The 25,741-nt window shown below is 44.3% G+C and carries 24 protein-coding genes and 1 other RNA gene; 6 read left to right on the top strand and 19 right to left on the bottom strand.

Annotated elements, in window-relative coordinates:
- Positions 1-264 precede the first annotated feature (264 nt).
- From ACED41_RS04820 to ACED41_RS04795, 6 genes are all read right to left on the bottom strand, one after another.
- Positions 265-1,407 carry an iron-containing alcohol dehydrogenase gene (locus ACED41_RS04820; protein ID WP_371724568.1) on the bottom strand — a complete coding sequence of 381 codons (1,143 nt, stop codon included), beginning with the start codon at positions 1,405-1,407 and terminating at the stop codon, positions 265-267.
- A gap of 10 nt (positions 1,408-1,417) precedes the next feature.
- On the bottom strand, positions 1,418-2,218 hold the full coding sequence (gene rhaD, locus ACED41_RS04815) for a rhamnulose-1-phosphate aldolase (RefSeq protein WP_371724567.1): 801 nt from the start codon (positions 2,216-2,218) through the stop codon (positions 1,418-1,420).
- Between the two features lie 82 nt (positions 2,219-2,300).
- Positions 2,301-3,560, bottom strand: coding sequence for an L-rhamnose isomerase (locus ACED41_RS04810; RefSeq protein ID WP_371724566.1), 1,260 nt, complete (start codon positions 3,558-3,560; stop codon positions 2,301-2,303).
- Between the two features lie 11 nt (positions 3,561-3,571).
- Entirely contained in the window at positions 3,572-5,017 is a 1,446-nt protein-coding gene (gene rhaB, locus ACED41_RS04805) for a rhamnulokinase (protein ID WP_371724565.1), read from the bottom strand.
- A gap of 324 nt (positions 5,018-5,341) precedes the next feature.
- Positions 5,342-5,665, bottom strand: coding sequence for an L-rhamnose mutarotase (gene rhaM, locus ACED41_RS04800; protein WP_186176224.1), 324 nt, complete (start codon positions 5,663-5,665; stop codon positions 5,342-5,344).
- Positions 5,666-5,677: 12 nt separating this feature from the next.
- Positions 5,678-7,399 (bottom strand): cytosine permease, encoded by a 1,722-nt coding sequence (locus ACED41_RS04795; protein WP_186176225.1) that lies wholly within the window; start codon positions 7,397-7,399, stop codon positions 5,678-5,680.
- A gap of 352 nt (positions 7,400-7,751) precedes the next feature.
- Here ACED41_RS04795 and ACED41_RS04790 point away from each other — a divergent pair, with 352 nt between their 5' ends.
- Positions 7,752-8,546, top strand: coding sequence for a helix-turn-helix domain-containing protein (locus ACED41_RS04790; RefSeq protein ID WP_371724564.1), 795 nt, complete (start codon positions 7,752-7,754; stop codon positions 8,544-8,546).
- 202 nt (positions 8,547-8,748) lie between these two features.
- Positions 8,749-8,868, top strand: coding sequence for a DUF4357 domain-containing protein (locus ACED41_RS04785; protein ID WP_241823911.1), 120 nt, complete (start codon positions 8,749-8,751; stop codon positions 8,866-8,868).
- Here the strand turns inward: ACED41_RS04785 and ACED41_RS04780 are convergent.
- Together ACED41_RS04780 and ACED41_RS04775 are read right to left on the bottom strand one after the other, a co-directional pair.
- Positions 8,865-10,247 (bottom strand): DEAD/DEAH box helicase, encoded by a 1,383-nt coding sequence (locus tag ACED41_RS04780; protein WP_371724563.1) that lies wholly within the window; start codon positions 10,245-10,247, stop codon positions 8,865-8,867. The genes ACED41_RS04785 and ACED41_RS04780 overlap by 4 nt on opposite strands.
- On the bottom strand, positions 10,241-10,786 hold the full coding sequence (locus ACED41_RS04775; protein ID WP_371724562.1) for a hypothetical protein: 546 nt from the start codon (positions 10,784-10,786) through the stop codon (positions 10,241-10,243). The genes ACED41_RS04780 and ACED41_RS04775 overlap by 7 nt, the downstream gene beginning before the upstream one ends.
- 101 nt (positions 10,787-10,887) lie before the next feature.
- Here ACED41_RS04775 and ACED41_RS04770 point away from each other — a divergent pair, with 101 nt between their 5' ends.
- Entirely contained in the window at positions 10,888-11,196 is a 309-nt protein-coding gene (locus ACED41_RS04770) for a helix-turn-helix domain-containing protein (protein WP_102412631.1), read from the top strand.
- Between the two features lie 3 nt (positions 11,197-11,199).
- On the opposite strand, the gene ACED41_RS04765 is transcribed toward ACED41_RS04770, so the two are convergent.
- From ACED41_RS04765 to ACED41_RS04745, 5 genes are all read right to left on the bottom strand, one after another.
- Positions 11,200-12,294: a TniB family NTP-binding protein gene (locus ACED41_RS04765; RefSeq protein ID WP_371724561.1), complete on the bottom strand. Its 1,095-nt coding sequence runs from the start codon at positions 12,292-12,294 to the stop codon at positions 11,200-11,202.
- Positions 12,263-14,128 carry a Mu transposase C-terminal domain-containing protein gene (locus ACED41_RS04760; protein WP_102350899.1) on the bottom strand — a complete coding sequence of 622 codons (1,866 nt, stop codon included), beginning with the start codon at positions 14,126-14,128 and terminating at the stop codon, positions 12,263-12,265. The genes ACED41_RS04765 and ACED41_RS04760 overlap by 32 nt, the downstream gene beginning before the upstream one ends.
- Before the next feature lie 2 nt (positions 14,129-14,130).
- Complete coding sequence (locus ACED41_RS04755) at positions 14,131-14,754, bottom strand: TnsA endonuclease N-terminal domain-containing protein (RefSeq protein WP_019820394.1); 624 nt, start codon at positions 14,752-14,754, stop codon at positions 14,131-14,133.
- 138 nt (positions 14,755-14,892) lie between these two features.
- Positions 14,893-14,989: signal recognition particle sRNA small type (gene ffs / locus ACED41_RS04750), an RNA gene on the bottom strand.
- A gap of 196 nt (positions 14,990-15,185) precedes the next feature.
- Complete coding sequence (locus ACED41_RS04745; protein WP_017080372.1) at positions 15,186-15,929, bottom strand: hypothetical protein; 744 nt, start codon at positions 15,927-15,929, stop codon at positions 15,186-15,188.
- 51 nt (positions 15,930-15,980) lie between these two features.
- Between ACED41_RS04745 and ACED41_RS04740 the strand changes: the two genes are divergently transcribed.
- Positions 15,981-16,283 carry an MGMT family protein gene (locus ACED41_RS04740; RefSeq protein ID WP_017058952.1) on the top strand — a complete coding sequence of 101 codons (303 nt, stop codon included), beginning with the start codon at positions 15,981-15,983 and terminating at the stop codon, positions 16,281-16,283.
- Between the two features lie 75 nt (positions 16,284-16,358).
- On the opposite strand, the gene ACED41_RS04735 is transcribed toward ACED41_RS04740, so the two are convergent.
- Positions 16,359-16,799 (bottom strand): YbaY family lipoprotein, encoded by a 441-nt coding sequence (locus ACED41_RS04735; protein WP_017058951.1) that lies wholly within the window; start codon positions 16,797-16,799, stop codon positions 16,359-16,361.
- Positions 16,800-16,967: 168 nt separating this feature from the next.
- Here ACED41_RS04735 and tesB point away from each other — a divergent pair, with 168 nt between their 5' ends.
- On the top strand, positions 16,968-17,828 hold the full coding sequence (gene tesB, locus ACED41_RS04730) for an acyl-CoA thioesterase II (RefSeq protein ID WP_371724560.1): 861 nt from the start codon (positions 16,968-16,970) through the stop codon (positions 17,826-17,828).
- 133 nt (positions 17,829-17,961) lie between these two features.
- Here the strand turns inward: tesB and ACED41_RS04725 are convergent, their stop codons facing one another.
- Positions 17,962-18,627 (bottom strand): hypothetical protein, encoded by a 666-nt coding sequence (locus ACED41_RS04725; RefSeq protein ID WP_371724559.1) that lies wholly within the window; start codon positions 18,625-18,627, stop codon positions 17,962-17,964.
- Positions 18,628-18,716: 89 nt separating this feature from the next.
- A complete protein-coding gene (locus ACED41_RS04720) occupies positions 18,717-19,190 on the bottom strand; it encodes an Lrp/AsnC family transcriptional regulator (RefSeq protein ID WP_017062025.1) in 474 nt (157 codons plus the stop codon).
- Between the two features lie 129 nt (positions 19,191-19,319).
- On the opposite strand from ACED41_RS04720, the gene ACED41_RS04715 reads away from it, so the two are divergent.
- On the top strand, positions 19,320-20,387 hold the full coding sequence (locus tag ACED41_RS04715; protein WP_371724558.1) for a PLP-dependent cysteine synthase family protein: 1,068 nt from the start codon (positions 19,320-19,322) through the stop codon (positions 20,385-20,387).
- Between the two features lie 90 nt (positions 20,388-20,477).
- Here the strand turns inward: ACED41_RS04715 and ACED41_RS04710 are convergent, their stop codons facing one another.
- The 3 genes from ACED41_RS04710 to ACED41_RS04700 form a co-directional block, all read right to left on the bottom strand.
- Positions 20,478-20,798: a DUF1244 domain-containing protein gene (locus ACED41_RS04710; protein ID WP_004736423.1), complete on the bottom strand. Its 321-nt coding sequence runs from the start codon at positions 20,796-20,798 to the stop codon at positions 20,478-20,480.
- A 141-nt stretch (positions 20,799-20,939) separates the two neighbouring features.
- A complete protein-coding gene (vexH, locus tag ACED41_RS04705) occupies positions 20,940-24,053 on the bottom strand; it encodes a vibriobactin export RND transporter permease subunit VexH (RefSeq protein WP_017084563.1) in 3,114 nt (1,037 codons plus the stop codon).
- Positions 24,053-25,129: an efflux RND transporter periplasmic adaptor subunit gene (locus tag ACED41_RS04700; protein ID WP_371724556.1), complete on the bottom strand. Its 1,077-nt coding sequence runs from the start codon at positions 25,127-25,129 to the stop codon at positions 24,053-24,055. The genes vexH and ACED41_RS04700 overlap by 1 nt, the downstream gene beginning before the upstream one ends.
- Between the last annotated feature and the right edge of the window lie 612 nt (positions 25,130-25,741).

Here is a 25,741-nt window from a genome sequence, read left to right as displayed (position 1 = left end):
AAGGATCAGATCGCAGGACTCGAAAAAGGTTCAATTGATTTAGGCAACAACGCCGACAAGATACATAAAATGAAAGTATGGATGGTGCTTACATGAGTACCAATACTTAGTTGCTAATGCATTAGCAACAAACGTTGTTGATAAATTTCAACTGGATATAAAAAATCAGAAAAGAGGGGAATGCCAACATGGTTTTGTTGGCATTTGTGTTAATGTCGTTTGCGATGTATTGAGAACAAAGAGTAAATAATGACCCTTCCGAAGTTACAGTGCTTTTCTATACAGTGCGATTACTTGCTCACGAGTCATAGGATGAGGGTTACCGCCTGCACAAGGGTCAGCCATTGCATCGTCTACCCAGTTCAGAATATCTTCTTCCGTTACGCCTAGTTGAGCAAAGCCTTCAGGAATGCGCACTCGTCGGTTAAGCGCATGAAGTTCATCAATTGCTATCAGGCTCGCTTCTTCCGCTGTCATGCCAAATGTGTCTGCGCCAAGTGCCTCGGCAACCTGTGCAAATTTGTCAACGCAGTACGGGCGGTTAAATTCACACACGACAGGCAACAAAATTGCATTACATACCCCGTGAGGCAAGTCTTTGTGAGCACCTGCAGGGTGAGCCATTGCGTGAACCATCCCCAGACCTGCACTGTTAAATGACAAGCCGGCGATAAACTGACCGTATGCCATCATTTCACGAGCGTCGACATTTGAGCCGTCATCAACTGCTTTTGGCAAGTTTTGCGCGATGGTTTTGATGGCTTCAAGAGAAATATAATCAGTTAATTTGTGTGCCCCAACGGATACAAAAGACTCGACCGCGTGAGTCAACGCATCGATACCGGTTGCTGCCGTAGTGTCGCTAGGAATCCCTAGCATAACACTAGGGTCGTTCACGGAAATTTCTGGGATGATTTTGTCGGAGATGATTACGTGTTTGACATGTGTCTCTGTGTCTGTGATCACTGCGTTACTTGTTACTTCAGCCGCCGTCCCTGCAGTGGTATTTATTGCATAAAGTGGAGAGCCGAGCTTTTTTACTTTTTCAACACCGTTATACGTCGAAATCGGGCCATCATTAGCAGAAAGAATTTTGATTGCTTTCGCGGTATCAATTGAGCTGCCACCACCGAAACCGATAATAAATTGCGCCTCAGACTCAAAATACATCTTGTAAGCGCTGTTCACGGTATTTGTGTCCGGGTTTGGACGCACATCTTTGAAAAGCATCAGGTTAAGCGAACTGCCTAGAAGCTTGTCAGCAAAGTCAAGCTCAACCAGAGTCGGATCGCAGATAAGCAGGCCTTTTTCACTGCCATGCTCTTCAGTAAGACGCTCAACTAATGCTTCGATTGAGCCAGCACCGGAGTAGTTGATTTTCGGAAAAGCCAGTTTGAACACACTCATAATTTTCACCCTACAGATTAAATTCTCGTTTCAAAATATCCATATTTTCTTTAGTCACACCTTCCGGTTCATAACCAGCAGCTGTGCACATCAGGTACAATTTTGCGCCTTTATTGGCGACATCTACGTAATCAAATGCTTGCAGAACATCGGCACCAGAAGCAGTTGCACCATGTTTTTCCCAGATCGCGACGTCATGCTGAAGCAATGCTGCTGTTGTGCCATCCGCTAACTCTTCTGAAGAAGGCAGGCAGTAAGGGATCATACCGATACCGCGCGGGACGAATGCACGGACTTCCGGCAGCATCTTCCAGCAAGTATGGGTGAACAGTTCACTGCTCTTTGAAATGTCTGGGTGATGAGAAAGCGCAATCAGTTCAAGCGGGTGAGTGTGAACCACGGATTTGTGGTCAGACCCTGCTTTGCTCTTTTCTACAAGAATTTTAATGTGGCTGATAAATTCAGAGGTCGGGGCAAAATCTTCACTCGCTTTACCGCCCCAGATGATCTGGTAGCCGTTTGCCGCTGCGTTGATTTTAAGTACACAACCCGCATAGTCAGGCTCCCGTAGTTCACGGATGCGTTGGTCGGTACCTTTTACGTAATAAATGCGGTTAGCACTTTCCATTGGTAGTTGCAGTGGCAGTGCTTTTTCCTGCACGTCAACTTGCGGGGTTTCATCAAATAGATCTGTGACGTCAACAGAGATGTTACCGCCGTTGCGCTCTGCCCATTCACGTTGCCAAAGGTACTGAGAAACTTCGCTGACTTTCTCTATTTCGCGTATCACTGCATCGTTTAATTGAATCATAATATTAGCCTTTTATATCTAGTTAGCTTAACCAAACAAGTCAGATGTAAATCTGACTTGTTTGGTTGTTGAGCGATTTGAGTTAACGTGTTGCCAGAATGGTTGCTTCGTAATCCTTCACGTCGTTGATCCAATCAAAGCCAACCGGGACTTCGTTTTGCAGACAGTGGTAGTTCCATATAGCTGCCCATGGTAGAGAATGAGTCTCTTCAATCAGTCCAAGGCGTGTGGTGTAATCGAAGGATGCTTCTGCCACTTTTAGTTGCTCTACTGGTTCAAGCAGTGCTTTGAGCAGTGCTTTTTGTGCGTTGCGGGTGCCGATAACCCAAGCCGCTAAGCGGTTGATTGATGCATCAAAGAAGTCCAGGCCAATTGCTACGCGATCCAGCAGGTTGTTACGTACTATTTCACGCATGATTGCCTGAGTTTCGTCATCGAACGACACCACGTGATCTGAGTCCCAACGAACCGGGCGGGTTACATGTAGCTGCAGGTCATTGACGTACAGTGAACATGCGCTGATTTTGTCGCTGATCACTTCAGTCGGGTGGAAATGACCAGCATCAAGACATAGTGCCGTGCCGCGGGTTGCTGCGTACGCTAGGTAAAACTCGTTGCTGCCAACGGTGAAAGCTTCTGCACCTATACCGAACAGTTTGCTTTCTACCGCATCTTTGTGGAATGCAGTGTCGATTTTCTCAGCCATTGCTTTATCTAGAGAATCCGCCAGACGAGCGCGTGGAGACAGGCGGTCAACTGGTTGATCTTTCATGCCGTCAGGAATCCAGATGTTCATGAATGATGCAGAGCCAAGCTCACGGCCGAAATATTCAGAAATTTTGCGGCTCGCTTTTACGTGGTCGATCCAGAACTGACGGATCTCTTCATTTGGGTGAGACAGCGTCAGGCCGTCATCTGCTTTTGGGTGAGAGAACAGGGTCGGGTTGAAGTCCAGACCAAGGTCTTGTTTCTTCGCCCACTCAACCCAGCGAGAAAAGTGCTCAGGTTTAATTTGGTCACGTTCAACATATTCATCGGAGTCGATGTAGATAGCGTGCAGGTTGACACGTTTTTTACCCGGAATCAGCGAGAAGGCTTTTTCCATATCTGTACGCAGTTGTGCAGGAGTTTTTGCTGCGCCAGGGTAGTTACCCGTTGCCTGGATACCACCACTTAATACCGTATCTGGAGATTCAAAACCACGTACATCGTCGCCTTGCCAGCAGTGCATAGAGATTGGCGTTTGGTTCAGTAGTTCTAGTGCTTTTTCTGTATCCACACCGTATTTTTCGAAAATCGCTTTTGCTTGTTCGTAAGCTGAAATGATCTGCTCTTTGCTCATGGTTATGTACCTTATTTAGTAATTTGTTGGAATTGGGATTTGATTTGTTCCAATCCCTCAATAGGGTTTGCAGTGAAGTTCTTCACATCAGAAGAGGCATCGATAATTTGGCGGCCTTCTTCCAGTGAGGTAATAATGTCGGACGCGATAAATTGGTTAATCACGTTGCCTAATGCGGAGGCTTCTGTTGGTTCGGTAGAGACCTTGATTTGACACACATCCGCACAAAGTTGGTTAAGGAACTGGTCTTGCGTGCCACCACCGACGATGCGCAATTCAGTAATTGGTTTGCCGGTAACTTCTGATAGCTCAGTCAGTACTCTTTCGTACGCCAGTACTAAGCTGTCGTAGATACAGCGAATGACTTCGGATAGTGTCTCTGGCGCTTTAAGGTCACGTTTCTTAAACCAGTTTTTAATCGCTTGCGTCATAGACGCAGGGTTTAAGAAATCGTTGTCATTTGGGTTCAAGATGAACTTAAACGGCTCGGCTTGACGCGCAAGGCTGGCAATATCCGGGAAAGTCAGAGATGGGTTTTCTGCTTTAATGCGCTGAATCAACCATAAGCCCATGATGTTCTTCAGCACGCGGTAACGACCGTCAACACCACCTTCATTAGTCAGGTTGTATTGGTATGCGAGCTCACCGGTGTAGGGTTCGAAGCTTTCAATCCCTACCAGAGACCATGTACCTGAGCTCAGGTAAGCCATCGTGTCATGTGCGATAGGGGTCGCGGCCACGGCTGAAGCGGTGTCGTGACTTGCCACAGAGCAGACCGGAATTTGTACGTCACCTACATGGTATTGTCCGATAATGCGGTTAGGCATTTTAGGTGGCAGGAACCATTCCATCTTTGCGCCACAAGCATCCAGTAATGGTTTGCTCCAAATCTTATCTTTGCATTCCAATAATTGGCTGGTGGACGCATTGGTATACTCACAATGCTTAACGCCACTGAGCTTGTAGTTCAGGTAATCAGGAATAAACAACAACGTATCGATATCTGAGAACCATTCCGGCTGCTGGTCAACAATCGCTTTCAACTGGTAAAGTGTGTTGAATGGTAAAAACTGAATCCCAGTTTGCTGATAGACTTCCTCACGTGTCAGTTGACTGTCTTCAAGTAGCTTTTCTAACGTACCTTCAGTTCGCGCATCACGGTAGCTGACGAACTCGCCAAGGTGACGACCAAATTTATCCAGTAAGACAAAATCTACACCCCAAGTGTCAACTCCCAGAGATGTAATCTCTACCCCAATCGCAAGTACTTTATTGATGCCTACTTTAATCTCTTCCAAGATGGAGTAGAGATCCCAATACGATTCATTACCATGCATCACTTGCTGGTTTTGAAAACGATGAAACTCCTCGAGATCGATTTTTCCGTTGTTCAGATAACCGACCATGACACGTCCGCTTGACGCCCCAAGGTCTATTGCAATCACAGCCTTCATCATGATTAACCCTCTTGTTCTTTAAAGGTATTACACCGTTTTTTTCGCTTGAATAACTTCAAAAATCCCCCTGCAAATTCGTATTTGGTGCGTTTTTCTCAAGAAGCTCTTGCGGTATTTCAAACTTTTGCTCACTAGGTTCTGCATTAACGCGTTGAGGCCAGATAAACTTGGGGTTAAGTGAAGTGAAATAGACGTGTAAAAGGTGTGGTTTTTCTTACTTATTCAAGCTCTTTACTGCTTGAAACCACAGGGAGGACATAACATTTGGTTGGCTAAAAAATAATAAGCCCCACGAAATGCGGGGCTTGGTTATTAGAGTGTGTCTCAGGCAAGATAGAAAACGGAATCTAACTGAATTGATTGAGGAGAGTTATCGGAGTTTGTCGCCATAATGTCCTGCATAAAAGACCACCATTTTTGACAGGCTTTCGTTTCGGCAACTTGCTGCCAGCGATCCTCGTTCTCGATTTCGACATAGCCGAACAACTGGTTGGTACCTTCATGGAGAAAGATGGAGTAATTATGACCACCGTGACTTTTTAATACGTCCACCAACTCTGGCCAGATTTCGTCATGTCTCTTTTTGTATTCTGCCTTACAGTCTTCATTTAACTGCATGACAAAAGCTTTTCGAATCAGGTTATCCATGAGTTAAATCTCCTATGCTTTATCACGCAGCGTGATCCAAGTGGTTGCTGTGATAAAGTAAGTGATGGTTGGATAAATCGCGAAAGATTTAAAGGATTCGAAGGCAACTTGATAGTCAGCGCCAGCTCCCCACACGTTCAGTGCTGAAATCACGATAGCCGCTAAAGATGCCAGAGCAACTACTCCAGATACTCTCTCTAGCATACAGGCCGGTTTTGCTTCTGTTTGCTGTGCTTCTTCGCGTTTCGCTAGCTCTGCATGATACGTTTCACGCTGTTTTAGTTCTTCTTGGTACTCCTCTTCCTGTTGAGTGTAGTCATCAGCCGCACCCATTGATTTTGCTAACATGATGTAGATCGCCATAGATAGCAGGTAAGTTGGGACGAATAGGAAGAACAAATGCAAGAAGCCTAGTTGCTCACAGGTAACTGCGAATACAACGCCAATTGCCCAAGTGATCAGTGCAGCTTTGTTTAGGTCGTTACCTTGGTACTTAGACCATAGCGGTGTCAGACCAATTTTCTTAAATACCCAGTGCTCCGAAACGATAATCGCGCCAACTGGTGCAAGTAGCAGGCCCATGTAGCCAACAAAGTCTAGCAGACGGGTGAATACGAATGGGAAACAAGCAATAACCGCAGTAACCACACCAACGATAGTCGTGATGTATGCTCGTGATTTATTCGGGAAGATACTTTGGATCGCCAAACCTGCGCGATAAATCGTTGGGTTTGAGGTTGTCCAGCCTGCGATAATAACAGCAACAATACCTGTAGAGCCAAGCACTGCGTAAGCGATACCGCCTGCATCAAGATTAGCCATGCCGGTTTGCATTAGCAGCATCGCACCTGCACCCATTACGCCAGCACAAATCCATGCAATGTAGTGGCCAAAGAACATACCAAACGCTGAGAAGTAACCGTATTTTGCACTCTTCGCGAAACGTAGTAGCGCCATGTCACCCAAAGAACCGTGCATTGCTAGGTTACATACCCAAGCGAAAGCGGCGATTTGCCAGAACGTCATCGATGGTGAACCATCGGGCGTTTGTCCTGTCCAGATGTATTGATCCGCCAGAGATAGGAACTGGCCAAATCCAGTAAAGGTTTCACCGTTACCAACGTTACTCAGTGCAGGAAGGGCTACCATGCCGCCAGTGACAAAGATAATCAGTAGCCAAGGTGAGCAGACGGTTGCGAACTGAGCACATTTTTGAAAGCCCAATACCGCAATGGCGACCACGATAGCACCTACAGCGAGTGCAACAGCAATAAACGCGGCACTATTTGGATACCAGTGAGTTTGCGCTGGAATATCAAATAAAATACGTACTGCAGAGGCTGACACGGTAATCATCGCTCCACCTAATGCACAGAACAACACTGCATTAACCACGTTGTAGACTTTGTTGAAGCTAGGGCCAGCGACTCTGCGTAAATATTCGTAAACTGTTAATCGAGATTGGGTTGCGATCGGCGCGGTTATCAATGCCCATGTCAGAACTGCCATTAGGTTACCAACCAATAACCCCATCAGAATATCAAACGTACTGGCTCCCCAGGCGACAAAAGCAGCACCGATAACAAATTCGGTACCGGCTACGTGTTCGCCAGAATAGGAGCCAAGAAAGTGTCGCCAGCCAAGCAGTTTGTGTTTGGGCACTCGTTCTTGTTCATATTCATTGAGGGTAACTTCTGTTTCTTGCGTTTGTGTAGAGGTAATAGTTTCAGACATGATTGTCTCCTTGCTATTCGTAAGCTATTGTTTTTTATGTCTTTGTTTTTATTTTTTTAACGTTAATGTACTTTTGCCCTGAACTTCTGACATTGGTGATTTGTCATCAGAAGGATTAGGGTCAGCTTACAAACTTGGTAAATTTTAACCTTGGAGAATTAACATAGGTAAGAGGGTATTTTGGTGAGTTTTTTAAGGTGAGCAACTTTGCCTTCACACTTTTGAAAATATCAATAAAAGAGTGAGCAAAAGTGAGATGTTAGACTAGGTACGCAAAAGTCTAAGCCTCTACATTTAACCCGTGGGAGAAAGAGGTGTAAAAATGATCTATCTTAAATCGAGAGAGTTCTTTATGAACTCAAATAGTCCGGTCACTACCGAGCTTAGAGCCCCTCAGGAACCTTATCCTGAGCACGCACACTCATTTGAAGAAATCATTATTGTTTCAGAGGGTTGTGGTACACATGTCATGAATGATGTGCCTATGAACCTAAGCAAAAACTACGTTTGCTTTGTGAAAAAGGAAGACCGTCACCTATTCGATTCTGTGGATAATCTCTATTTAAGTAATGTCCTGTTTGAAAAAGATAAGTTGCAAGTCTGCTCGGATCTGAAGCGTTTTATGCCATGCGAATCAGAAAGAGAAACAGGCTGGTTTATTAATGAGAACACCGCACAAAGTGTGCGTCAGCTGATCGAACGCTTGCATATTGAGTCACATATCGACAGTGAAGAGTCACGAATGATTGCTCAGTTCATTTTTCAGCAGATTATTGTTGAGCTGTGGCGAGGTAAAATGAAAGACGCAGATCTGCTTAATAGCAACGACAAAGTCATTTACGCCCTATCTCATATCCAGCAGTACTATGCTAGCGTTAATGAAATTAATGATGTAGCCGAGGCGGTCAAACTGTCTTCGCGTCAGTTAACAAACAGCATTAAGAAATTAACGGGCATGAATTTTAATCAGTATCTGCATTACATACGCACCAGCAAAGCGTTTTCCGATATTCTCTATACTGATCAATCTATTACAGATATCGCATTTAGGGTTGGTTATCAGGACAGTAATTACTTCTCCACTAAGTTCAAACAAGTATTCGACCAGACACCGAGAGAGGCTCGAATGAGACATTTTGTTAAATAATTTCTGCATCATTATAATGTAAACGCTTTAAGAATGGGCAAGATTATATTTAAGCGTAAGCTGATAAAAATAAAGTAATGCGAAAAGGTTGGGCAGCTCGAAAGATCGTAACTCGTCGTTGTCCAAAAGTTTGTTGCAAACGTGTCTACTATGTCTGTGATCACCGAGCGGTAATGTTATTGATTATCTAGGGCAAAAATTATTGGAGCCGAGAGCATCTCAAGCCGCCGCAGTACTACTTGGTTACCCTTACAGCGGACCCGATTACTGGAGAAGTGCTACAGGCAAAACACTGAAAGAGATTGAAGCGGAATCTATTTAGATAAATGCAGCGATCACTCGCTGTTTAAATTGGCCTAACCTCAGTTCATCAAATGCTAAAGTGAACCCTGCATTATTTGAATTCATCATATCTGAAGTTTCTCCCCAACTAAGTAAGCTTGGTTGGGGTCGATTAGATTGAACGCTTTCCGATACAGTGCTTGACTGCAGGCGTATTTCATCAACACCACTCGGTACGTTGTTATCTTGTTTAATGTACATGCAGCTATCAGGAATATCCTGCTCAATTCTTTCAGCAAACCCAATCAAACTTTCTTCGGCAAAGGTATACAACCAGGCTTCTTGATTGGGTGAATCATTAACTCTCAATATCCTTCCAAGGACTTGCCTGAAGTACAGTTCCGTTTTTACCGAGCTCATATGACAACAAACCTGAAGCCGAGGGATATCCGTTCCTTCACTTATCATCCCAACACTCACTATCCACTGAACCGTTGAGTGACGAAAGGACTCAATTTCATGTAACGGATTATCATGATGATAAGTCACTATGCATGCTGATTGATTAAAGTGCTCAACAAGTCGCTTTTGAATGTCTTTAGCGTGCTTAATAGAAGAGGCGACCACCAAGCCTCCAGCACTTGGGGACTCTTCCCTTATCTGCTCTAACTTTTGGCAGCCGCTATTTAGTATGTAATTCATAGCATCTTCGTTGTGGATGACGCTTTGATAAGAGACATCGGATTGTTTAAGGCAATCAAGAATAGAGGCGAAGTGTTGATTGTCACTGCTAGCCTTAACGCTCAGGTGTTCATTATCGATTAAAACGATTTTAGGGCGGCGGCATACCTTATCTTCAACTGCCTGTTGCAAGCCGTATTGATAATCGCAAACAACCTTGCCTTCAGGATCAGAATACTCAGCCATGACAATAGGTAACCGATCAGAACGCCAAGGAGTGCCCGACAGCGCCAGAGTATAACGAGCAAAGCTTTGGATCTTCGAGACGATTTCTAGCCCCCATGAATTTGACCGTCCCTCATCATCAAACGAGCAATGATGGATCTCATCAAATACCACTAGTACTCGATACTTACTGACGGTGTTCCAGAAGTTTTCATCTAAAAAACGGATGGATTGATAGGTATAAGAGCCCCCAAGAGAACCCAAGCCTCCATTAAAAGAACATTCCAGTTTCCATGAAAAGGTCTTTTGCATCCCTTCTGCAACAGTCAGTGAAGGAGAGAAACACAGCACTAAGTCAATCATGCCTTGTTCAAATAACCGTCTCGCAACCTCGGCGGCCATAACGGTTTTACCCGCTCCAGGAGTCGCTTGGCAGAAGAAGTGTGAATACTTGTTTGAAGTGAATTTCTCGATAGCTTGAGCTGCACACTCGGCTTGCCATGCTCTTAACATTGAGGAGCCTTACTTTGCGCGACTTGCATCCAGTTGGTTAGTGCATTAATTCTGCCTAATAGCTTGGCTGAGCGTTCTCTTGCCGCATTAAATAGCGGCTGCATATCTTGCTTATTGTTTGGGAAACGCATTAACAACGATTGGTATTCCTCAATCTCGCCTAGAGTAATTGCCAACTCGCCTTCATACTGTTTCTTCTCTTGCTCTAATGCATGTATAGAGTACTCCGAAGTTTGAACAGCCATTGAATCGACTTTAGCTTGCCTATTTCGACCCGATCTAGGCTCAACTGTGAGCGCTTTGAATTCGTTAGTTTGATGGTAACGTTTGTCTCTACGAGTCCCAATAACAGAAAGCCAACCTTTCTCCTCAAGTGATAGAAGTTGTTTATAAACATACTTTCGCGCGTCGACCTTGCTCGGGAAGGCTGAAGTACCGTTTAACAAAGCATCCCTAGCTTCTGTGACGGAGAAATTGTCCATCCCTTTTTCAATCAATAGGTTAAACATGTGAGGGTTAATTCTGGTTACTTTCTTCATGTGACTCTTACAGGCAATAAAAACTTAGGATTGCTAAGTATACAAAAATCAGTAAAACTTAGACAATCTAAGTTATCTAAAGGTTGAAAAGAAATGTGTAAGTGCAAAAAGACAACCCAATCCCAGCGAGGCTCAAAGCTGCGCGTAAAAAAGCCAAGATCACCCAAAAAGATTTAGGGGTGAAAATTGGTATGGAGCAGAGTTCTGCTAGCGGTCGTATGAATCATTACGAAAAAGGCAGACATGTACCCGATATTGGTACGCTTGAACGTATGGCTGAAGAGTTAGATGTGCCGCTAAACTACTTTTTCTGTAGGAGCGAATTGAGCGCTGAGTTAGCATGTGCCATTGATAAGATGAGTGATGAAGAGAAGGCGGTGTTACTGGAGAGCCTAAAGAGCGAGAAGTAATACTTAAGCTTTAAGTCCATTTTTGCTCAATAGCATGCTCAACGGAATTGCATCCGTAAAACGAGGGGCGAGAATCTTATCTTCTGAAGTAATGGCATTTAGGTTGTAAGACGATCCAGAGTCAATTTGATGAAGACGAAGCTCCTCTACAGGACAATTAAAGGGATTATCAAAGTAGGGAAACTTAAATGAAAACGTGCGCGACAATATCTCTTTGTCTATCGTATCGACGTTCTCATTGAAACTCATAAGTAGTGCGTCTTTCAAGAAGTGCTTTAACGCTCGGCACTCCCCTCTACACATAATAAACAAAGGATATAACACTTCATTTTTTGTAAGCACTGGCGGTTCATCAAAGCCCATCCTCGCACTCAAACCAGCGACAAATTTAGCAAAGTGCTTTTTTTGCTCCAAGTCAAAATTATAAGATGCCGTTCCACTCGAATGGCTGTTAGCTTTCAACAGCTTGAAATAGTTAATCTTTCGTCTCCAACTTAATCGCGAATTCCATTGTGCCTCTGTCGCTATTACATCAGCATATGGCATACCAACCAGCACAAACGAGACTTTTGCTTCTTCACTTATATATTTGAACGTATTAGCAATAGCTTGCCTTTCTTCTGCTGTAGAAAACTCCACAAGCTCTTGAATTTCATTAACGATAATCAGCTCAACAGATTTACGTTTAAGTTGCTTTACAACAGCCTCACCAAGAGCAATTTCATTACGTCGTCGAGTACCTCTTCCCCCAGACTTTCCATCTAAATCGACTAAAAACTGCGTAAGCGTGTTCTGTTCATTTATACGGCTTGGCACTCTGGTGCTAAGAACAGGTTGTTTGCTCCAAGTGCAACTCGACGGAAAGCGTGATAGATAGTTGTTAATCAAAGCCGTCTTTCCACTTCCGGCCTCACCAGTTAACAAGAAAGACTCCGGTTCACCTCCAAGGGAGTGATTAAAACGAAGCTGATCGAAAATGGAGTAGATTTCAGTTATAGCTGGATACTCGATAAAGCTGGTTTCAAAGAATTTTAGTTGCTCAAACTGTCTAGATGTTAAGTTCAAATCAATACCCCTCAATATCTTCAAAATCATCATCAGCTACTTGTTCTGAAACATCGAACACGACCGCAGCTTCTTTTTTGGCCGGAGCCGTACTGATTGAGCTTGGCCCCTCTGAGCCCACATCATTAAATTTTGCTAATTTCGAAGTGTTACCCGTTTTAGGCAAGCTACCCTTATTACTTTTGGCACTGCGGAACCTATCGGTTTCTTCCTGAATACGCTTCTTCATATACAGAAATGTATCCGCAAGCGCCTCATCATCAGCAAGCTGCTTAGTGTTAAGCCTGCGTACTTTTTGTATGCGCTCATGTTCAAAAAGGGACAGTCCTTTTGTATATCCACAGTTGTCTACCGCTGGAACTTTTATGTACCTCTTTTCCGATTCTAGGTAAACATGGATGTAGCTGATATCAGAGGGGTCTGTTTTGGTCCTAACAAAAAGCTTTTTACCATTGTTAGATGCCCAATATTTACGGTATTCAATAAGTTCGGAGGACTGATAACGTAAGTTATGTAGTCTAATCCCTACCACTCCAATAGTTCGGTGTCTAAGCAAACCTAGCTCAACTCTCAACTGCTCCTTCTCAGCACCAACGTAGTAGGAGGGAGTCCATTCCGATTGGTTCCACTTGTGGTATGGAATATCACGTTCTCTTGAATCTGGTGCCATGTGGTAATAATCGACAATCCATTTATGAAGTAATTCAAGAAATACAGAAACTCTAACCACCGCATCCTTCTTTGGGTTGTAATCTTGTAGTTGAGTAGGGTTGGTGAATGTTTTTCCAGGTAGTGAATTCACTAACCCTTTATTCATCTGATCAAACAGCTTTTCGATCCCTGACTTTCGCCAAGGTTTAGCTGCTTGACTGTATTGGATGTCAGACACTAGAGGCCGTAACGAATCTTCCAAGCTTTGACTCCAAAATTCAGCACCATTATCGACAACTAAACAGTCAATTTTGCCGTGACAAGGCCATTCATTATCAATGGATGGATACCTTTGCTTTACCCAACTCTTATCTAGTAGCGAGTTCAATAGCGCCTTTCTGACAGAGTCAAAACTAGGCTCTCTAAAGTTGATACTGCACCCAACGATACATTTACTGAAGCGGTCATATAGCATCGTCAGATAGGGTCGTCCCAAAGGAATATCTAGCTCGTCATCAATCAAAATTACTGGGACTGGTGTATGGTCAATTTCGACATACTCCATTGGTTTGGTCGAAACTACTTGCTGACCAACCGAGCGAAATTCTCGGTCTGCGTATCGTTTACCAAACCTTGCAATCGCTACCTCATAAGGAGGTAAGTCGTGTATTCGATTGTAAAAAGAACGTTCAGCAATTGGTTTTATTTTCCCCTCGACAATCCCACGATTTAATTGAATCACTCGACTCTTATAGTATCGATATGCTTCAGCAGCACTTAAGCGTTCACGAGTCAGGTATACGCTGTTAATTGCTTCATCAACTAAAGATTGAGAATCGAACTCTTTTTGTCGATTGCCTTTAAACGTATGCTTAGGAATAAGCGCACATGGGTCTTTACCCGCTTCAAAGTAAGATTTTTTCCAAGTTGCTAAAGTTCGCCAACTCGGGGGAATGAGTTGTAATTCCGATTCCACAAGAGTTAAGAGAGGGTTCAAGTTTTTCTCGGTCCATCCGCCTTTTAAACGCTTCTCTACGAACGCGATGATTTTGATACGACGGATAACTTCTTGCTGTACCTTCGGTGATTGAGAATCAATAGTTGAGGAGATTTCAATAGGTTCATGAATTAGCTCTATTGGAAGCGGCTGAGACTCTCCTTCTGAAGCTTCAAACTCATCAAAGAACCCAAATATGTTATTAGAGTCCGATGGCATAGTTAGCACCAAACGTAAGTTTCGAGGCCAAAGCCAATATTGTTGACGTCTGTTTGAACTTGCCCCGAAGAGATCCAAGGAAGAGTAGAGATAAGTGTGTCCTGTTCCGATAATCCGAAATACAAAGACACCTCTTGTAGCTGCACCATTTGTTTACGTTGAATAAACGCTAACACTAACTTTTGAAACTCAGTCACAGTTCGCAATCCGGAATAACGATGCAGTAACTTAAAGTTATCTAACGTCGGTCCCATTCTAATTTGTTTCTCAGTAACCAAAACTAAGCGTCTGTTGAACTCATTCAACGCAACTCTTTGTTTCTCTTCAAATCTATTCCTGAAATCAGGTTTGAGAATCTGACTAGAGTGTTTTACTTCGAAGAGGGTTGACTGCTCGTTGTGATCTGTTACTAAAAAATCTGGGGTATATCGGCACTTACGACTATTGAATTGATAGTGGAAGCCAAAAGGTTGAGAGGTAAAACTTTTAATGTTTGCGTTATATTCGAGGTGAAAGCAGAAATCGAACTCTAAAATGGAGAGAGTGCGAACAACAGCATCATTCTTCAAGCTCATGAACTTACAGATGTTGTGTACGTGAGATGATTTCTTGGTTTGGTCGAACATAGCAAATCACTTTTGTTGTAAACCTACAACAAAAAATAGACTATGAAGACTTATGGTGCAAATATGAAGACTTATGATGCAGAAATGAAGAAAGCCTGCAATTTATGCGAACATATATTGCAGGCTTCATAAGGGGTGGGAACCCAGCCACATCCCGGCACACAAGTCACTCGCTGCGGCTGCTCCCTTCCAGGCCTGACCGAGTTCACGAGCTATTGTTGCGGGAGGACCAGGCCCCCATAGATTCGTTTTCTAAGAGGCTTGCCTCAAAGAGTGATTGGATTATTAAGCATCACAGCAACCATTGCAAGCCCTTCCACCCTATTTTTGAACAATTGCTGTCTAAGTGCTTATCCTTTATTCAAACCACTAGAAAATCGCAGGTAAATTCACCATTTACCTGCATTTGTAAGGTTCGGGTTATCTACGTACTAGATATCGATGTCTTCGTTATCTTCTGTACGAATGATGTAGTCTGTCATCCACGCGGTGCCTAATAGACATAACCACACCACAAAGACTGGACTAGGCACTTCGATGCTTGGGGTAATCACCAGTGCCGCAAAACCAACCGTCGGCAATGTCCAACACAATAGTTTATTCCAGCGGAACGTTTTCAAGCGCGTCAGTGTTTCCATCGATGCCATGATGCCCGTTACACACAAAGCAACCAAAGCGGCATAAGGTAAATCGGCCATCCATAATGGAAGTATCAAGCCTAATGACCACCAGCTGTGTCGGCTGGCTGGCTTAAGATGATTTGCCGCCCACCAAATAACGATGATTGACAAGGTTTGTAGTGTGGTAACCCAAGGAACGCCTTCAAGCTTACCTGCGGATTGGGTCACCATAATCCCGACTTGTAGCGTTGCGACGATCAAGCCAGAAATAATCACGACCGACAAACTGCTGCGTTTTGAAAAGACCACCATCAATAGTGGGAACAGTACCCATACACTGACTGAGAGCGTTATGGGTTGTAGCGGTAGCGTTAATCCATAAGTGGTCATGGAGACAAGCAAAGCTAATCCTGCGATGCCTCCTTGCGGCAAAATCCATAAAGCAGGAATGACCATTGCAAGTACTGGGATATCTCCCTCACTTAAACTGATTGCTCTCGCGCAGACAACCGCTAATAATGTGGTTATCAAGAACTGAAACGTTGTAAATACCATAGCCCTCTCCTTCTACCGATCCGTGGTATTAATGAACTAGGAACATTTAGTATGGACCAATTTTTAAGCCAAATCTTTGCTGTGATTCACCAAATTCCATATGGGAAAGTAACAACTTATGGAGACATAGCACGTTTTTCAGGATTTCCGGGCTATGCGCGCCATGTTGGTAAAGCGCTGGGTAACCTGCCAGAAGGTAGCAAACTGCCTTGGTATCGAGTGATAAACAGCAAGGGTGAAATATCTTTAAAGGCTGATTCGTTCGACAGACAAAAGCAGCATTTGGTTAAAGAAGGGGTTGAGGTGAGTGATGCAGGAAAAGTTAAACTCAGAATATACAAATGGCAGCCCTAGAGCTGCCACTAATCGTCAATTCAACTGGCTAAGTTAAGCCAATCAAGATGCCTTAACAGTGGCATCGATTTCTGATTAACGAACACCAACCAAACGTAGGTCTGCTTGCTGTGTATTTTCTACATCAGTAATTACTGACTTAATCGTGTCCGTTATGAAACGCAGTTTACCGTCAACATGAATCGATGCGCGCATGTTGTAACGGTGGTTAGCTTTAATTTTGTCGTTGTCGTAGCTCAGCTCGAATGCGAACGGTACTTGCTTACCGTCTGTGGTGAACTCTTGAGTTGCTATAACCGTCGATGGTGCATCAGCCAGTGAGATATCTTCTAGCGTAACGGTAACCACTGCATTCTCTGGCAATGCAATTCTTTCACGGTAGCTTACTGTTCCTGAAATCACTTGAGTGTTCTCTGCAACCACTTCTTGAGAAGCGCTCGTTTCTGATGTTGCTTGGCAACCAACAAGTAGGCCAAACGATACTAAAGACGTAATAAGAATTAGAGCCTTTTTCATATTCAATTTCTCTCAACATGTTTGCCGGACTCGGCAAATCTACTCACCAATTATAAGAGAGCTTTCATATTCTGTCTTGAAACCCTATGATTTATTGACAGATATCTGACTAAGCTAAATGATTAACACCATAATCTGACACCCATTTTACCAAGAGGAATGCTGGCGATGAGTCAACCTTTACAAGAATTACTAAGTTTACTTCAGCTAGAAAAACTGGAAGAAGGTTTATTCCGTGGGCAAAGTGAGAACCTAGGCCTACCACAGGTATACGGCGGTCAGGTATTGGGACAAGCGCTTTCTGCTGCTCGTTATACCGTTCAAGACGACCGTAGTGTTCACTCGTTCCACAGTTATTTTCTGTTTCCCGGCGATCCTGAAAAGCCAATCATTTACGATGTTGAGAACCTACGAGATGGACGCAGCTTTAGCACACGCCGTGTAAAAGCGATTCAAAATGGCCGCCCTATTTTCTATCTCACTGCTTCTTATCATGGCGATGCGCCAGGGTTTGAGCACCAGATTTCAATGCCTGATATTCCGGGACCAGAGAACTTTGCCTCAGAAACTGAATTAGCGAGCCACATTGCGGAATTCTTACCAGAGAAACTGCGCAAAACCTTCTGTGGCGAAAAGCCGATTGAGATGCGTCCGGTGACGGTGGTAAACCCACTGAAACCTAAGAAGACGGAAGCGAAACAATACCTTTGGGTAAGAGCGAATGGCGCGATGCCAGACAACCACTTGATCCACCAATACCTGCTTGCCTACGCATCGGATTGGGGATTCTTAGTGACGGCGCTTCACCCACATGAAGTCTCTATCATGACGCCAAATTTTCAAGTGGCGACGATTGACCACTCAATCTGGTTCCACCGCCCATTCAAAATGGACGAATGGCTGCTTTATGCGATTGAAAGCCCAACGGCAGCGAACACTCGCGGCCTAGTGCGCGGCGAGATCTTCAACCAGAAAGGTGAGCTGGTAGCGACAGCAGTACAAGAAGGTGTGATGCGTTTTATTAAATAGCACTCAAATAAATAGCGGATAAACGCTTCTTACAAGCCCCAAATACGCACAAACAAAAAGAGGCTAGGTTTAATACCTAGCCTCTTTCTTTAATGACGCTTAAGAAAACTCGTCACGCAAAAATCAATAAAACCTACTCAACTTCTAACGTTGGCTCAAACTCGCCTTGAACTCGCGTTTTAATGCCATCACCTGCGTCTCGTAGAAGGTTAAATGGCGATAACACTACGCCTTTCACCGCGCCCTCAGCGGCTCCCTGAGCGAGTTCCTTACTCTTATCAGCTAACAAATTAGCTTGTGCCAAAATACCTGGGACTTCCGCTCGTAGCATTTCAGATTCCGTGACGATGACAGGAATAGTCTGTTCGCGGTAAGACTTACTTTCAGCGAGCATTGGTGGCATTACGTCTACGCGGTATCTCTTTAATTCAGTTAATGTTGGTGGAATAACATCGGTTCTTACCTGCTCGACTTCCGTTCGAACATTTTTCACTTCATCTAATATCGCAGGGATTTTGTTGTCGACCGAGGCTACGGTTTGATTCACATCATCGATCGTCTTTCTAACTTTTTCGACAGTGTTTAACACCTGAGGAGCAAGATCGCTGACATGTTCTGCAAGCGCTAATAGCTCTTCTACTTTGAGCCCTTTGGTGAGGCCCGATATGTCTTCGATAACTTGCGGGTAAGTATCAACGATTTCACCGACTTTATTAGTCAATGAGTAGATGGTGTAACCCAAGTAAAAAATGGCGACCGCCAGTACCAGCTGGATAGCGGTAGATACTTTTGCAAACATGAAAAATCCTTTTCTTTATCGCAGAGACGAGATCTAAACTGAGAAGATAGTTAAACTAAAGCGATAGTTAATCTATTACTAGGCGCAGCTTAAAGCGGCAATGCTGTCGTGTACTTCAATGGTTCCATCGCAAACGTCGAGGTCACATTAGAGATACCATCAATGCTATTCACCAAGCGCTTATAGAAATCATCAAAGCACTTCATGTCTTTAACCTGAACCTTCATCATATAATCATATTCGCCAGCCATGCGATAGAACTCCATCACTTCTGGAAATTCCGACACAGTATTCACAAAACGACCATACCACTCATGAGAATGATCACTGGTTTTCACCAATACGAACGCAGTAAAGGAAAGATCCAATTTTTCCGGGTTCAATAACGCGACCCTTTTCTCAATAATACCGTTCTCTTCGAGGCGCTTAAGCCTTTTCCAACAAGGCGTTGTAGTGAGATTGACCGCTTCAGAAATATCGTTCAATGACAGGGTGCTGTCTTCTTGCAGTAACCCTAATATTTTTTTATCTACGGCATCTATCACACTTTCACCAAATCGCATTTAAAGAGAATAATTTTCTACAATTTAAGCAAAACAAAGCAAATATGGCAAAGTTTTTCTCTCCGATTATAGATAAATTAGAACCATACCAATTACAAAGAATTCCTACACTCGATCAGGAGAACGTTTATGTGCACTGACCATCAATGGATTAACAACGCGATTCGTAAAATTGAAGCGGACTACCAACGCTCAGCGGATACGCACCTTATCAAGCTCGATCTACCAAGTATCGAAGGCATTGATGTTTACCTTAAAGATGAAAGCACACACCCTACAGGCTCTTTAAAGCACCGTTTAGCGCGTTCTCTCTTCTTATACGCTATCTGTAACGGTTGGGTTGGCCCAGAAACCACGATCATTGAATCTTCATCGGGCAGTACTGCGGTGTCTGAAGCTTACTTCGCTCGCCTACTTGGCCTTCCATTTATCGCGGTAATGCCAAAATGCACAGCGAAGAAAAAGATCGAGCAAATTGAATTCTACGGCGGCCAAGCGCATCTTGTGGACCGCTCAGATGAAATTTACGATGAGTCTCGCCGTTTAGCAGAAGAGCTGAACGGCCATTACATGGACCAATTTACTTACGCTGAGCGCGCAACCGACTGGCGCGGTAACAACAACATCGCGAACTCGATTTTCAATCAAATGCAGATGGAAGATCACCCAGTTCCAGCTTGGGTTGTAATGAGCCCAGGTACTGGCGGTACTTCTGCAACTATCGGCCGCTTCATTCGCTACCAACAGCATGAAACTAAGCTTTGTGTTGTCGACCCTGAGAACTCAGTATTCCACGAATACTTCCAAACAGGCAATGTGAATGTGAAAAGCAGTACATTCAGCAAGATTGAAGGTATTGGTCGCCCACGAGCAGAGCCAAGCTTCATTCCTGGTGTGGTTGACGAAATGCGTAAAATCCCAGACGCAGCAAGTATCGTAACGACACATTGGTTATCTGACATTCTTGGTCGCAAGGTTGGCGCATCAACCGGTACTAACATGTACGGTGTGCTTCAGTTAGCCAGTGAAATGAAAGCTCGTGGAGAAAAAGGTTCTATTGTGACTTTGCTATGTGATAGCGGTGAACGTTACCTAGACACTTACTTCAATGACGAGTGGGTAAATCTGAATATCGGTGACCTACAACCTTATGCAGCGAAGCTAGAAGCTTTCTCGCAAACGGGTGAGTTGGCTTAACCACAGAACAAACACCGACGAAAAAATAAAAAGAGCCCTGATGGGCTCTTTTTTGGTTTGTTCTATTCATCAATTTCTAGCGAGAACAAATTATTCTGGCTTCTGCTTCGCTTCAAACGCCGCTAGTTGTTCAGGCGTCGCTTTTGGCTGATGGTTTTGTTTCCACTCATCGTAAGTCATGCCATATACGCGCTCACGAGCGTCATCGATATCCAAGTCTAAGCCTTGTTGCTCAGCTTCCGCTTTATACCACTTGCTGAAACAGTTACGGCAGAAGCCCGCCAAGATCATAAGGTCGATGTTCTGAACATCCTTATTATTGTCTAAGTGTGCTAGCAGACGACGAAAGGTTGCTGCATCCAGCTTATCTTGTTCTTCTTGAGAAAGATCTTTGTATTTAAATTCAGCCACTTTACTTTCCTTTATTCGATTTATTGTATTAATTCGTTGAGCTCTGTTTGTTATACAAAAAAAGCCTGCCATTCGCTAGGAGCAAACGCAGGCTTTTCAATATTGTTACACTATTGCATGTTCATTAGCCGTGCGTGTTCATTAACCGTGACTGCTTCTTCCCACGTTGTCATGGCTCAGCTCTTTATTTAGAACCGCTTCCACATGACCTGGAGAACGTGTTGAGCCAGAAATCAGTCGATACATCGCAGGGATTACGAACAGAGTAACCAAAGTTGCAAAGCCCATACCGAAGAAGATAACCGTACCCACTGCTACTCGGCTTTCATAGCCTGCGCCCGTTGAAGTAATCAATGGGATTGCACCGGCTAGTGTGGTGAACGCCGTCATCAAGATTGGACGTAAACGTCGAGCCGAAGCATCAATGATCGCCTTTTCAAACTCAATGCCACGGTCACGAAGTTGGTTAGCAAACTCTACGATCAAGATACCGTTTTTGGTCACCATACCGATCAACATGATCATACCAATCTGGCTGTAGACATTGAGCCCTTGATTCATCAACACCAAACCTAAGAAACCACCAAAGATACCCATAGGTACGGTGAACATCACCACCAACGGGTTAATGAAGCTCTCAAACTGCGCCGCAAGTACCAAGTACGCCACCAACATCGCTAACGCAAACACCACTAAGATACTCGATTGGTTCTCTTTGAAGTCTTTTGACTCGCCAGAGTAGCTCACTGAGATATCGCCTGGTAACTGCTCAATCGCTTGCTCATCAAGGAAATCGAGCGCGTCACCCAGCGTGTAACCTTCCATTAGGTTCGCTTTAATGGTCACCGATTTCTGCTTGTTGTAGTGCGACAAACGAATCGATGAAGCCACTTCTTCAATGTGCGTCAACGTATCGAGTGTAACCAGCTCACCAGACTGAGTTCGCATGTAGATTTGGCTTAAATCGTTCGCGTTATTAAAGCTGTTTTCATCACCACGCAGATACACGTCGTACTCTTCACCACGGTCAACGAAAGTGGTTTCACTACGGCCGCCAAGCATGATCTCTAACGTATCTGAAATGTCCGAAACGCTAACGCCTAGCTCGGCTGCACGTTGCTTATCTACGGTTACTAATAACTCTGGTGTTTTCTCAGAGTAATCGATGTCCGCACCTTCCATCATTGGAGAGTCTTCAGCCGCTTGCTTTAACAGTTCGCCCCACTTCTGAAGCTCAGAGTAATCAGAGCCACCCAGTACGAATTGAACAGGCTCACTTGAACCACCTTTGAAGCCCGGCATAAATGGGAATACACGTACATCAGGAATACCATTTAAAGATTTACGTACTTCGTTCAACGCTTCCTGAGCGGTTTCATCACGTTCATCCCAATCTTCCAGGATCATGATAACGAAGCCCGTTTGGTCGCCCGCATTACCACCAAACGCTGGTGATTGAATACTAAATGACTTCAAGAAACCTTGACCAAGCAGCGGCATTAGGCGCTCTTCAACGATGTCCATATTGGCAGACATACGGTTGTAACTGGTTGCATCAGCACCACGAACAAACGCAAAGATAACACCACGGTCTTCTTGAGGCGTCAGTTGCGACGGCACTTGTTGCATCAAGCCATAGCTACCGCCCATACACGCGATAATGATGATTGGAGCTGCCCAACGCCAGTTTAAAGCACGGCGCAATACCGCTTTGTATCCGGCTTCCAGCTTGCCAAACACACGTTCTACAAATCGATTGAAGCGATTTGGTTTCACGTTCGCTTTAAGGATCTTACTACCCAGAACCGGCGTTAACGTTAATGCTACGACAGACGAGAAAATCACTGACATCGCCAACAGTACCGAGAACTCCGTAAACAAGAGACCGACCATGCCATCCATGAACGAGATTGGCAGGAATACCATCACCAATACAAGCGTTGTTGCGATTACCGCGAATCCTACTTCACGCGTCCCTTTATAAGCCGCAAGCAGTGGCGATTCACCACGTTCAATATGGTGGAAGATGTTCTCAACCACCACGATCGCATCATCTACCACCAAACCAATAGACAGGATAAGTGCCATCAAGGTGATTAGGTTAATAGAGAAACCAAAGTAGTAAGCCGCAATAAACGACGAAATCAAAGAGACTGGAACGGTTACCGCTGGAATCAGTGTTGCACGCGCTTGACCTATGAAGACGTAAAGCACGAGGATAACTAAACCACCCGTAATAAAGAGTGTGCTGTAAACCTCTGAGATCGAACGATCGATAAAGACAGTTGAGTCATAGTCGACAGCCAAACGAGTACCGTCAGGCAAGAACTTTTGAATCGCTTCAACTTCTTTATGGACTAGGTCAGCAACCTCAAGTGGGTTCGCGTCTGACTGAGGCACAATGCCCATACTAACGTTAACAACGCCGTCACTCTTAAAGGTCGAGTTCTCGTTTTCTGCGCCAATGTACACATCCGCTACGTCTTTTAAGTAGATAGGTGTGTTATCAGAGGCACGTTTTACCACTAGGTATTCGAAATCTTCCGCTTCAGTGTAAGAACGAGCGGTACGAACCGACATCACAATCGCATCGTTACGTACTTCACCACCCGGGCTTTCAATGTTCTCACTGTTCAGTGCAGAAGTGATGTCCGAGGTCGTAACGCCACGACCCGCCATCTGAGCAGGTTTCAGCTTCACGTACATTACTTTGTACAAGCCACCCGAGATATCCACCGAGCTCACACCTGAGATCAAACTAAAGCGGTCAATCAACACACGTTCGGTGTAATCGGTTAACTGCGTTCGGTCCATCTCCGTCGAGCTTAAGTTGATGTAGACCGAGGCTTCACCACTACCATTGTTCTTATAAACAATTGGGTCGTCGGCTTCATCGGGCAACGAACGCTGAGCACGCGCTACGGCATCACGAACATCACTGACACCAGTATTGAGGTCGTAACCAAGCTCAAAGGTAATCGTGATACGCGACATACCGTTACGCGTCGTGGATTCGATCTCATCGATACCACTGATTCCGGATAACTGGTCTTCAAGATTGGAGGTTATTTGACTTTCAATGATGGTGGCAGACGCACCCTCATAACGAGTACTGATCGATACCACCGGGCTTTCAATATCAGGCATCTCGCGAACTGCAAGCTTATTGAAAGAGACAATACCAAACACAACCAAAAGCAGACTCAATACGACAGCCGCTACTGGTCTCTTTACAGAAACATCAGATAACAACATTAGTTAGCGCCTTCTTGTGCTGCTGTATTTTCATCAAGTTTAGCTGGGCGATTAACGGCGAGCTCTTGAACCAACACTCCGTCACGCATGTTCACGATACCTTGCACCACGATCTTCTGGCCAATCTCGATGCCCTTGTCGATCACAACTTCGTTATCGATACGCGCACCCAAGAACACTTCGGTACGAGTCGCTTTGTTATCTTCGCCAATAACATAGACGAAACGCTTAGTACCAGAATACTCAAGCGCTTGAACTGGAATGATTGGCGCTTCAACTGGTGGGAAGTCCATATCCGCCGCCACTAACATACCTGGCTTTAGATAATCATTATTGTTGTCGAAGTGGATTCGAACTCGAAGGTTCAAGGTTTCAGCGTTAATACGAGAATCAATGCCTACTACAGTACCAGTGAACTGAGTGTCGCCCCATGCGCTAGTGCGAGCCGTTACTTTCATACCTTTAGACAGTTTAGAAAGGTAGCGCTCCGGGATCTGCAGATCTAATTGCATTACCGATAGGTCATCTAAGGTCACGAGTTCAGTACCTGCTGTCACCATTTTACCGCGGCTAAAGTCGATAAAACCAACAGTGCCCGAGAATGGCGCGCTGATGTGAAGATCTTTCAGGTTGGCATTTGCAGCAGCTAAACGAGCATTGGCGATCTCTACATTGGTTTTCTGAGCGTCAATTTCAGTTTGCGTGATCGCGTTACGTTTCACTAGTCGTTGGAATTCCGCTAGCTTACGTTGCTCGTCTTTTAGGTACGCTTGCGCTTCTGCAACTGCAGCTTTTGCTTTGTCGTCATCTAATTGAACCAACATCTGCCCTTTGGTGACATCTTGATTGGCTTTGATGTTGATAGAGTCAACTCTGCCCGCTACTTCAGAGGTAATGATCACAGATTGTTCTGCTTCTAACTTACCTACCAAAGAAAGAGATTGGCTAACTTGGTGAATATCAACTTGCTCAGTAACAACAGTGACAGTGCTAGGGCCCATGCGTTTAGCTAGTGCGGCTGGAGACGCCATAAGAATAGACAAGCTAAGCAGGGTTAAAACAGATTTATGCTTCATAATAATGGTCTGCAAGTAAGGTTTATACCAATCACAGTGAGTAAGTGGTCAGAAATAGCGTAGGGAAAAGGCTTGAGAACAAGGTAGCTCTTTTCAACAGATAGTTTCGATAAGTAGTTATTCTACAATCAAAATTTCTGACGCTGTTCTCGAGCATTTTAACAGGCTAGGATGACATGTTATTTACTACGATTGGTATTAATATCTATAAATGAAATTAACCGTATTCTATCAACTGATGAATGCTGTAACGTCAAGAAGTGTAAATCTAGATTAAATTCCATTTACGTTTCTTGGCGAATTGCACAAACCAAACACAATGTAGAAAGCGAGTTACCTCAAGGTGTTACCTATCACTACGTAAACCTTAGTATAGATGTTCACTTCCCGAGCAATATGCGTACTTTTCGCCATCTTTGCCCAAAAAGGCAGCATTCAACACAAAACCATAAGAAAAACTCTTTACAGGTTTAACGTGTTTGCTATGATGCGCTCCGCACTTGAGAGATGCGTTGGGAAAAACATCTCTTTAGCCTATCCATTATGAGTTAGGAAAAACACCCTGGAGGGGTTCCCGAGTGGCCAAAGGGAGCAGACTGTAAATCTGCCGGC

Source organism: Vibrio sp. 1F255 (assembly GCF_041439145.1).
Classification (GTDB): domain Bacteria; phylum Pseudomonadota; class Gammaproteobacteria; order Enterobacterales; family Vibrionaceae; genus Vibrio; species Vibrio crassostreae_C.
This window is presented reverse-complemented; position numbering and strand designations above follow the sequence as displayed.

Coding starts and splice junctions, on each gene's coding strand:
- ACED41_RS04760 (WP_102350899.1), bottom strand. CDS start 14,128: ATGCCATCGGACTCTAATAACATATTTGGGTTCTTTGATGAGTTTGAA.
- ACED41_RS04790 (WP_371724564.1), top strand. CDS start 7,752: ATGAACTCAAATAGTCCGGTCACTACCGAGCTTAGAGCCCCTCAGGAA.
- ACED41_RS04765 (WP_371724561.1), bottom strand. CDS start 12,294: ATGATGATTTTGAAGATATTGAGGGGTATTGATTTGAACTTAACATCT.
- ACED41_RS04755 (WP_019820394.1), bottom strand. CDS start 14,754: ATGTTCGACCAAACCAAGAAATCATCTCACGTACACAACATCTGTAAG.
- ACED41_RS04775 (WP_371724562.1), bottom strand. CDS start 10,786: ATGAAGAAAGTAACCAGAATTAACCCTCACATGTTTAACCTATTGATT.
- rhaB (WP_371724565.1), bottom strand. CDS start 5,017: ATGATGAAGGCTGTGATTGCAATAGACCTTGGGGCGTCAAGCGGACGT.
- tesB (WP_371724560.1), top strand. CDS start 16,968: ATGAGTCAACCTTTACAAGAATTACTAAGTTTACTTCAGCTAGAAAAA.
- rhaM (WP_186176224.1), bottom strand. CDS start 5,665: ATGGATAACCTGATTCGAAAAGCTTTTGTCATGCAGTTAAATGAAGAC.
- rhaD (WP_371724567.1), bottom strand. CDS start 2,218: ATGATTCAATTAAACGATGCAGTGATACGCGAAATAGAGAAAGTCAGC.
- ACED41_RS04720 (WP_017062025.1), bottom strand. CDS start 19,190: ATGCGATTTGGTGAAAGTGTGATAGATGCCGTAGATAAAAAAATATTA.
- ACED41_RS04780 (WP_371724563.1), bottom strand. CDS start 10,247: ATGTTAAGAGCATGGCAAGCCGAGTGTGCAGCTCAAGCTATCGAGAAA.
- ACED41_RS04820 (WP_371724568.1), bottom strand. CDS start 1,407: ATGAGTGTGTTCAAACTGGCTTTTCCGAAAATCAACTACTCCGGTGCT.
- ACED41_RS04740 (WP_017058952.1), top strand. CDS start 15,981: ATGGACCAATTTTTAAGCCAAATCTTTGCTGTGATTCACCAAATTCCA.
- ACED41_RS04795 (WP_186176225.1), bottom strand. CDS start 7,399: ATGTCTGAAACTATTACCTCTACACAAACGCAAGAAACAGAAGTTACC.
- ACED41_RS04745 (WP_017080372.1), bottom strand. CDS start 15,929: ATGGTATTTACAACGTTTCAGTTCTTGATAACCACATTATTAGCGGTT.
- ACED41_RS04715 (WP_371724558.1), top strand. CDS start 19,320: ATGTGCACTGACCATCAATGGATTAACAACGCGATTCGTAAAATTGAA.
- ACED41_RS04810 (WP_371724566.1), bottom strand. CDS start 3,560: ATGAGCAAAGAGCAGATCATTTCAGCTTACGAACAAGCAAAAGCGATT.
- ACED41_RS04735 (WP_017058951.1), bottom strand. CDS start 16,799: ATGAAAAAGGCTCTAATTCTTATTACGTCTTTAGTATCGTTTGGCCTA.
- ACED41_RS04725 (WP_371724559.1), bottom strand. CDS start 18,627: ATGTTTGCAAAAGTATCTACCGCTATCCAGCTGGTACTGGCGGTCGCC.
- vexH (WP_017084563.1), bottom strand. CDS start 24,053: ATGTTGTTATCTGATGTTTCTGTAAAGAGACCAGTAGCGGCTGTCGTA.
- ACED41_RS04700 (WP_371724556.1), bottom strand. CDS start 25,129: ATGAAGCATAAATCTGTTTTAACCCTGCTTAGCTTGTCTATTCTTATG.